This is a genomic window from Bartonella sp. TP (assembly GCF_030406085.1).
In the GTDB taxonomy this organism is placed as follows: domain Bacteria; phylum Pseudomonadota; class Alphaproteobacteria; order Rhizobiales; family Rhizobiaceae; genus CALTWN01.
Genome location: NZ_CP129002.1, coordinates 730,399 through 738,525 on the forward strand (window position 1 = coordinate 730,399; position 8,127 = coordinate 738,525).

Sequence of the window (8,127 nt, forward strand, 5' to 3'; positions counted from 1 at the left end):
ATTATATTGTATTTTTAAAACATTAATTATTTTTGTAGTATTTATATGAAACAACCTTTGTTATTTGATCATAAGCAAATAGAGCTTTTTCGTCAACGAGCATTGCGAAGGGCCATTCCGGCTCCGGCTTTTTTATTGCAAATAGCTGCAAAAGATTTATCATATAGGTTGAGTCTCGTTAATAGACATTTTCCGTTTGCTCTAGATCTGCATAGCTATGATAATTTAGCTAAAGAAGCTTTATTAGCAACAGGAAAAGTTGAACAGGTAACCCGGATCGAAACTGATTTATCTTTTTTGGCTGCTTCGAATGAATATATTATTGCCCAAAGAGAAGATCTTTTAAAATTACCAGCATCGGTGGATTTAATTGTATCACTATTATCGATGCAATTAATAAATGATTTACCGAATTTTCTAAAAATGCTTTTGTTGAAATTAAAAAAAGATGGGTTGTTTTTGGCTTGTTTTTTAGGAGGCAAGAGTTTATTTGAATTACGTTCAAGTCTTATGGAGGCTGAGTTAGAGCTTCATAACGGTGCTAGTGCTCGCATAGCCCCCTTTATTGCTTTAAAGGATATTGGGGATTTATTACATGTCGCAGGTTTTGCTATGCCCGTGGTAGATAGCGAAGAGGTTATAGTTTATTATAAAAACGTTAATGCGCTTATAGATGATTTGCGCCTTTGGGGTATGCAAAATGCCTTGCAACAACGCGTTAAGCGGCCAATCTCTAAAAAACTTTGGGCTAGAGCACAGGAAATATATACAAAAAATTTTAGCAGAAGCGATGGAGCTGTTGCTGCAACTTTTGAAATAATTTGGGTAAGCGCTTGGGCGCCTCATGAAGAGCAGCAAAAACCAGCTAAACCAGGTAGTGCCAAGATATCTTTAGCTACCGCATTGTCAGCTAAGATTATTTGATTCTGTTAGCCTTTTTTACAAATAATAAACGGAACCAGTGTTTTTTATATAATAAGTCTAACTCTTGCACCATTTCTTTTGCTTTGTTTGGACAAAGTTCATTTTCATTATATATCGCGTGACACTGGCTTAGATAAGCTATGCGTTTTATTAGCTTGGAATTTTTACTGCATAAATAATAAAACTCTGCTTGCAACAATTTAGCTTTTCGGAGCCAAATTGGTTTAAGGTCGGCATTATTGCTCATTGTTTTTAAAATTTTTTCAATAGCATTACGATATTTTTTAGATGTTTTGTTTAGCTTGGCTAATTTTATTAAGCTTTGAGCTAGTTTTAATTTCAAGGCGAAAGTTGTAGGCGCCAATTTAGCTGCTTTGTATAAATATGCACTGCTTTTTTTGAGGTATTTATTGTTAAGCGGGGTAGTGTTTTGTAGCTTTGCCATAGACGCATATATTGCAGCGAGTTTTTTGTAAATAGGCAGTGTATATGGTAGGTCTTTAGTTTTAAGTATTTTCGTATAAATTTCGGCTGCTTCGCTAAATAAGGTTAGCGCCATTTTATCTGAAGTGTCCAAAATTGCTGTTTTATATAAAAGATTAGCTAATCGCAAAGAGCTTTTGCTAGATAAAAGGGTTTCTTTTTTGAGTTCTGCTTGTTGCTTTGCTTTTCTTAGACTTGCTATGGCAGTTAATTGATGATGTTTGCGCTCAGTTGTTGCTGAACGCAAAGCGCAGGCTTCGAGATCTTTAGCCAATTGATACAGTATAGTTACATTTGTAGCTGACCAGGCTTGATTATGCAAGATAGCCAAGCTTTGCTCATGTAGACCTATAGCCTGCCATAATAGCTGTAGTGCCATTTTGTTTTCTTGTGTTTTGTACGCTAAGACTCCTAATAATTTTGCTTTATTTTGGTAGAGCTCGATTTTGGTCTTATTATCTAATTGCGCTATCATTGTATCGGTTATAAGCGAAAAGGCTGATAGTGCGTTTATTAAATCAATTAAATTATTATTTGATTTGGACTGATAGGCTAATTTTGTGTAAGTACAGCCGAGTTCAAAAGCGGCATTTACATATTCATTTTCTTGTATCATTGGTATTGCAGCATATGTCTGGTGCTTTGCGCTTTCTAATACTGCTTTGAACAATTCTGTTGCCGTTTCTAAAGAAGCGCGGGCTGCATCAGCTTGTTGTAGCTTACTAATTTCCACATGCACATGAGCATGTATGAGCAAGATATAGGCCCAATCTGTAAAGTCTTCTTTTTGTTGCAGGACTTTTGTAGCTTTTTCAAGTGCTTGGCTAGCTTGTTGTAGATAGGATAACCGCTTACTAAGCTGAGAGAGTTGTGCTAAGGCTCGGTATGAATAGGCTTCCTCACAAATTACATTTACTAATGTTTTATAAAACTTTTCTTGTTTGGTGGATTTGCTAAGTTTATGCAATAGATTAAGCGCTTGGGTTAAGCAAGCCTCGCCATAGGCGCCACCCTTTTGCAGCCCATAAAAGCGTAAAGTTTTGCATAGAGCAATTGTTGTGTTACATTTTTTTTTGAAATGTGCGCTGCCTTTATAAACTGGCAAAGCATTTTTAAATGCTTCTATGGCTTTTTCATAAAGATCATAGGATTTTGTCCCATGCTCAAGCTCTGCCAAAATACAAGCGGTACGTCCATATTCAAAATTTGCCTCTGCCCATTTTATCTTGTCATCAAAGTGGCTTAAGCTAATATTTGTGGCTAGCTCTTCTATTTGCTCTTGTAGATATTCCTGAACTTCGCTATTGCTAACCAAAAGTCGCACCTAATTTATACAATAATACTAAATTTATAGTGGATATTATAGCAAATTTGCTTAGATTTGTCCAATTGTTTTAATGGGAAGCTTTACTTGTAATTTGATGCTATGGTGCGGGTGGTCGGACTCGAACCGACACTCTGTCTCCAGAACCAGATTTTGAGTCTGGCGCGTCTACCAATTCCACCACACCCGCAAGCCTGTATCTTTCCTTTATTGCAGAAAAAATTTATAATTTCAAGCATAAAGTTAAATTTATAGTCAAAGCTAGTAATATATTAACAATTATATTATTATATGGTTGGTATATTATATTATTTTTGATTGTATTTATGGACGATTCTAGCTTTGCTAAAAAATATAAATTACATGAGCGTCAAACAGCTTCTTACTGGTTGGCGATTTTGGCTTTTTTAGAAAGTTCTGTATTTTTATTGCCCGTTGATGTAATTTATATACCAATGCTTTTAGCGCGACCGCAAAAAGCTTATAAATACGCTTTTATTGCCACAGTTTTTTCAGTATTAGGTGCTCTGCTTGGGTGGTTTATTGGTGCATTTGCTTACAAAACTATAGCTTTGCCAGTGTTAGAATTTTACGATAAGACAGCATATTTTGAGCATTTGCGTTCTATTTCTAACATTAAACTTATTATATTATTTTTAATTACCTCTGGGTTGGTGCATTTGCCGCCTATTAAGCTAGTTAATATTTTGGCTGGATTGATACATGTTAACCTTCCTTTATTTTTTATCTTAAATTTATCTGCGCGCGCATTAAGACTATATGGCTTAGCGTGGTTAGTTACTACTTATGGCAATAGGTTTAAAGAGTTTTTGCGACCTTATCTTCAACCGTTTTTTATAAAAGAAGTTCGCTTTAGGTTAATAAGCGGTACAGTTTTTTTATTGAGTTTTGCTGTGGTTTTCGCTTCATTTTATTTGCAATATGGCGCTGGGTTTATACCTTGTAAACTTTGTTATGTAGAGCGTTATTTATTTATAGCATCCTTATTTGTTAGCGGTTTCTTGCTATTATTAGATTTTCTTTGGCCAAAAGCAAAATTATTAAAATATGTTGCCAGTTGGAGTTTAACCATATTTCTTATTAGCAATGTGTTAGTTTCTATTTATCATGCTGGTGTAGAGCGACATTGGTGGGCAGGGCCAAAAAGTTGTACGGCTCAGGCAACACTTTTTGCGCATAATTCGAAAGATTTGCTACAAGCTCTAGGCCAACCTCATAGAGCTGCCTGCGATATCGCTGCTGGTCATTTCTTACATCTTCCGTTTACGGCGTGGAGCTTTATTTTTTCTCTTATTTTAGTTTTATTTAGCACACAATTATTTGGTTGTTTTAGGGCCGATAAATCGTGCCCTGATTTACAATAAGTTAACAATAATTGTACTATAGTATATAGGACAAAAGATTTATTATAGGATAATCATATGCCAACAACCGCTACCAGCTTTCCTACATCTTTTAACATTTTAGGTTTGTTTCTTAATGCCCATTGGTTAGTTAAGCTGGTTATTTTAATTTTGCTTCTTGCTTCTATTTGGTCGTGGACGTTAGCTATAGAAAAATTTAGTCTTTATAGAAAAATGTGGCGGAGCATTCGCATTTTTGAAGCACAATTTTGGTCTGGGCATTCTTTTGAAGAACTGTATAAATTATATGAAAATTGTGGTTATGGAAGTATTGAATCTATTTTTGTTGAAGCTATGCGAGAGTGGAAAAAATCCGCTAAATTTGGTATTAATGCGCCCATAGGTTTGCAGGCACGTTTAGAAAAGTCAATCGCCATGTCATCTAACCATATAGCCCAGCGCTTAGAGTCGGGGCTTCCTTTTTTAGCTTCAGTAGGGGCGATTGCGCCATTTATTGGACTATTTGGGACCGTTATAGGTATAATGAGCTCTTTTACTTCTATTGCTATGGCCAAAAACACTTCTTTGGCCGTAGTGGCTCCTGGAATAGCAGAAGCTTTATTAGCCACTGCAATTGGCCTGCTTGCTGCTATACCAGCAGTATTATTATATAACAAATTTTTGACAGATTCTAATAAAATTATGAATTGGGTAGATGGATTTGGTGATGAATTTTCCTCTATCTTATCGAGACAATTGGATGAAAATTTAGTTGAATAGAGGGCGGCAACATGGGTTTTTCTAATAGTTCTAGCTCTGGTTCACGGCTCAATAGAAGAAGTAGAAGATCTAAAGTCAACTGCATGTGCGAAATAAATGTTACGCCTTTTGTTGATGTTATTTTGGTTTTGTTGATTGTTTTCATGGTTTCGGCACCTCTTTTGGTTAATGGTGTACCTATTAATCTGCCGGAAACTCAAGCATCTTATGTACCATCTGAAAGTAAAAGCGTTACTATATCTTTAGATGAAAATAATCAACTCTATTTAAACGAGCAAGCTATGGCTAATAAAGAACAATTGCTTTTAGCCTTGAAGCAAAAAATATTGGAGCCTGAAAAGCAGCAAATTTTTGTGCATGGGGCAAAAACAGCTGCTTATGAAAAAATTCTGCAGCTGTTAGCTGTGTTGCAGCAAGCCGGGTTTAAACGTTTGGCTTTAGCGAGTTTACCACAGCAATAATGGGACAATATATGCAAAAAAGTTTAGCTATATCATGTTTGATGCATTTATTGTTTTTGTTATCCTTATTGGTTGCTTTTTTTACTCAAAAAAATTTAAAAATTGGTGATGAAGCTCCTGCTTCTGTAGCGATATCTTTTGTAGCTGCCCCAGAGAAAGAAATTTCTAAACCTATGATGTCGGCTCCCCATATTCCGGCCCCAGCTCCGCCTAAGGTAATGCCGAAAGTTGCTCCAATGGCAAAGAAAATAGTGCAGAAAAAATCTTTACCAAAAGCTAAGCCTATTATGCAAGATGTTATTAAAGCGCCACATCATAAAAAAATTATAAGACAAGCACAGGAACATGCTAAGATTGTGCATAAAGAAATTTTAGTGCCAGAAAAAAAGAAGATTATTAAGTCGATGCATAACGATAAGGATGAAGCTAAGCTAGGCCAAATGTTTGCGAAGCAAATAGGAGATTGTGTCCATAGCAAATTTAATCTAGTTGCTTTGGGCACCAGAGGCGCTCAGCTTAAAATAAAAGCTGTTTTTCGTCTACAAAAAAATGGAGCTTTACAAAATATGCCCGACATACAAATATTAGGTGGAGATGAACACCAAAGAGATATCGCCTATGCTCAGGCAGTATCAGCTTTAAAGGCTTGCTCGCCTTTTGCATTGCCCTTGGATAAATATTATCTTTGGAAAGACATTGAAATGCTTTTTGACCCCTATACGCAGCTAAATTAACATTATAGGTTATGGAGTGCAGCTATGTGTAATTTTTTTAAAATACTATTATTTATTATTTTTGCTGTAAATAGCCAAAGTTGCGCTGCGGCTTTAAGGGTAGACGTAAGTGGGGGAAATTTTAACCCCATCCCGATATATATTGCTAAAATTGCTAGCTCTACAGAATTAGGCGATAATATTACCAATGTTGTATCTGGTGACCTTAAAACTTCAGCTTTGTTTAATATTATTGGGAAAAGTGAAGTTATAAATTTAGATCATAGCCCCGTTTTTATAAAGTTTAAGGCGTTGGGTGCTGATTACATTGTAGGGGGAAAAGTTAGCTCTAAGCTAGATAAACAAATTACGATAGAATTTTATGCATGGAATGTGCACACCGGACAAAAAGTATTAGCGCGACGAATATATGGAGATTTACGCGGTTGGCGCCAGCTTGCTCATATGGTAGCCGATGCCATATATAGTGGGTTAACGGGTGAAAAGCCATATTTTACTAGTAAGCTATTGTTTATAGATGAAACTGGGCCAGTCGATAAGCGTATTAAAAAACTTGCCATAATGGATCAAGACGGTGCGAATGTCGCTTATTTAACTAATGGAGAACAGCTAGCGATAACACCAAAATTTGCGCCAGATAGGCAAAGTGTAGTTTATACCGTTTATATTAACGATAGCCCCCATAGTTGCTTGCAAGAGCTTAAAACTGGCGCCAGGGCAATTTTAGAGCAATCTTCTAACGGGACGATTGCTCCAAGCTTTAGTCCAGATGGCAAAAGTGTGATAATGGCAAAATTGCGTGATAATGGTAATGCTAGTTTATTTTCTCTTGATGTTGAAAAAGTTATGCAGTCCTTAAAGGCAGCGGGTCCGCGCACAATGTTATTGCATGGGGAGGGCTATATGCATCAACTTACCGATGGAAATAATATAGATGCTGCTTCCTCTTTTTCGCCCGATGGGAAGCAAATTGTTTTTGCTTCAGATAGTAGCGGGCAACAAAAATTATATCTAATAAATGCTGATGGAACAGGTAAAACACAAATTTCGCGTGGCAGTGGTAGTTATTCGACCCCCGTATGGGCGCCACGCGGTGACTATATTGCCTTTACAAAGAGGGAGCACGGACAATTTTCCATAGGAATTTGTCGTATTGATGGTAGCGAAGAGCGGTTATTTGATACAAATTTTCATAGTGAAAGGCCTTGTTGGGCCCCCAATGGCAGATCTTTAGTATTTTTTAAAGAAAATGCAATGGGGCACCCAAAGCTTTATGCGTTAGATATAATTACGGGCGAAGAGCGTCAAATTCTTACCCCACATGATGCCTCAGACCCAGATTGGTCTTTTAAGCTTTGAGAACATAATTATGACCTAATAATGTATATATTTTGGCTAAAGGAATGTTTTTATGAGTTTTTCTATTGTTATAATAATACAGAGTATTTATTGCTCGTTAACTTTTTCTCATAATGAAACAACCTGCTATTAAGCGTTAGAAGCAAGGCTTAATAGTTATTGATTTTGGCTGCAAGGGCTGCTACTGTGCTGCTCTTCATATTGTAATGGGACATACCATATAACCCCTAAAGTGAATGTAAAATTTTATTGGATGTGTAAAAATAGAAATAGATGTTAAGGCGGTTAATAAGTTATATAACGTGTATGATATACGTTTCTATGTCGGTTTTTCCGTCGAACGTATATGGTCGTAGCGGAGCAGAAATAGTCTCTGGTGGAGACCGTATAGCGCATGTTATAACGACAAGCCAGCTAGGCTCGGCAGAGCTTTTGCCATTTGATACCAAAACACATCTAGTTCGTAAAGGCGAAACGATTAGCCAACTTTGTGCTCGTTATAATATTAGCGAAGCAGGTTTTATGCGTTTAAATAGCCGTCGTTTTATGCTGGGTGGCCAGAAAGAATTGCGCATAGGCGATAGTGTAATCGTGCCTAGGCGGCCGCTTTCTAGCGCAATGTCCCGCTATTTGGATGGCGATACGGCAATAGCGAGCTCTATAGCAAATTATTTGGAGCAAGGCAGTAGCATTTTACG

General features: G+C 36.7%; 8 protein-coding genes and 1 tRNA gene. 7 read left to right on the forward strand and 2 right to left on the reverse strand.

The features are described from left to right. Positions 1 to 45: 45 nt before the first annotated feature. Positions 46 to 924, forward strand: coding sequence for a methyltransferase (locus tag QVL57_RS03670; RefSeq protein WP_290075821.1), 879 nt, complete (start codon positions 46 to 48; stop codon positions 922 to 924). Here QVL57_RS03670 and QVL57_RS03675 read toward each other — a convergent pair. Next, the gene (locus tag QVL57_RS03675; RefSeq protein WP_290075823.1) at positions 917 to 2,722 is read right to left on the reverse strand and encodes a hypothetical protein; all 1,806 of its coding nucleotides are present in this window, start codon (positions 2,720 to 2,722) and stop codon (positions 917 to 919) included. The two genes, QVL57_RS03670 and QVL57_RS03675, sit on opposite strands and share 8 nt — an antisense overlap. Before the next feature lie 112 nt (positions 2,723 to 2,834). Then, positions 2,835 to 2,921: transfer RNA gene (locus QVL57_RS03680), tRNA-Leu, on the reverse strand. A 136-nt stretch (positions 2,922 to 3,057) separates the two neighbouring features. Here QVL57_RS03680 and QVL57_RS03685 point away from each other — a divergent pair. From QVL57_RS03685 to QVL57_RS03710, 6 genes are all read left to right on the forward strand, one after another. Then, entirely contained in the window at positions 3,058 to 4,116 is a 1,059-nt protein-coding gene (locus QVL57_RS03685) for a disulfide bond formation protein B (protein WP_290075824.1), read from the forward strand. Between the two features lie 57 nt (positions 4,117 to 4,173). Beyond that, entirely contained in the window at positions 4,174 to 4,875 is a 702-nt protein-coding gene (gene tolQ, locus QVL57_RS03690) for a protein TolQ (protein WP_290075826.1), read from the forward strand. 11 nt (positions 4,876 to 4,886) lie between these two features. Continuing rightward, positions 4,887 to 5,336: a biopolymer transporter ExbD gene (locus QVL57_RS03695; protein WP_290075828.1), complete on the forward strand. Its 450-nt coding sequence runs from the start codon at positions 4,887 to 4,889 to the stop codon at positions 5,334 to 5,336. A gap of 11 nt (positions 5,337 to 5,347) precedes the next feature. Further along, a complete protein-coding gene (locus QVL57_RS03700; protein WP_290075830.1) occupies positions 5,348 to 6,070 on the forward strand; it encodes a hypothetical protein in 723 nt (240 codons plus the stop codon). 24 nt (positions 6,071 to 6,094) lie between these two features. Beyond that, on the forward strand, positions 6,095 to 7,429 hold the full coding sequence (tolB, locus tag QVL57_RS03705) for a Tol-Pal system protein TolB (RefSeq protein WP_290075831.1): 1,335 nt from the start codon (positions 6,095 to 6,097) through the stop codon (positions 7,427 to 7,429). A gap of 306 nt (positions 7,430 to 7,735) precedes the next feature. Beyond that, positions 7,736 to 8,127: LysM domain-containing protein (locus tag QVL57_RS03710; RefSeq protein WP_290075833.1), on the forward strand; the 392-nt coding region annotated here is incomplete at its 3' end.

Coding starts and splice junctions, on each gene's coding strand:
- tolB (WP_290075831.1), top strand. CDS start 6,095: ATGTGTAATTTTTTTAAAATACTATTATTTATTATTTTTGCTGTAAAT.
- QVL57_RS03685 (WP_290075824.1), top strand. CDS start 3,058: ATGGACGATTCTAGCTTTGCTAAAAAATATAAATTACATGAGCGTCAA.
- QVL57_RS03700 (WP_290075830.1), top strand. CDS start 5,348: ATGCAAAAAAGTTTAGCTATATCATGTTTGATGCATTTATTGTTTTTG.
- tolQ (WP_290075826.1), top strand. CDS start 4,174: ATGCCAACAACCGCTACCAGCTTTCCTACATCTTTTAACATTTTAGGT.
- QVL57_RS03670 (WP_290075821.1), top strand. CDS start 46: ATGAAACAACCTTTGTTATTTGATCATAAGCAAATAGAGCTTTTTCGT.
- QVL57_RS03695 (WP_290075828.1), top strand. CDS start 4,887: ATGGGTTTTTCTAATAGTTCTAGCTCTGGTTCACGGCTCAATAGAAGA.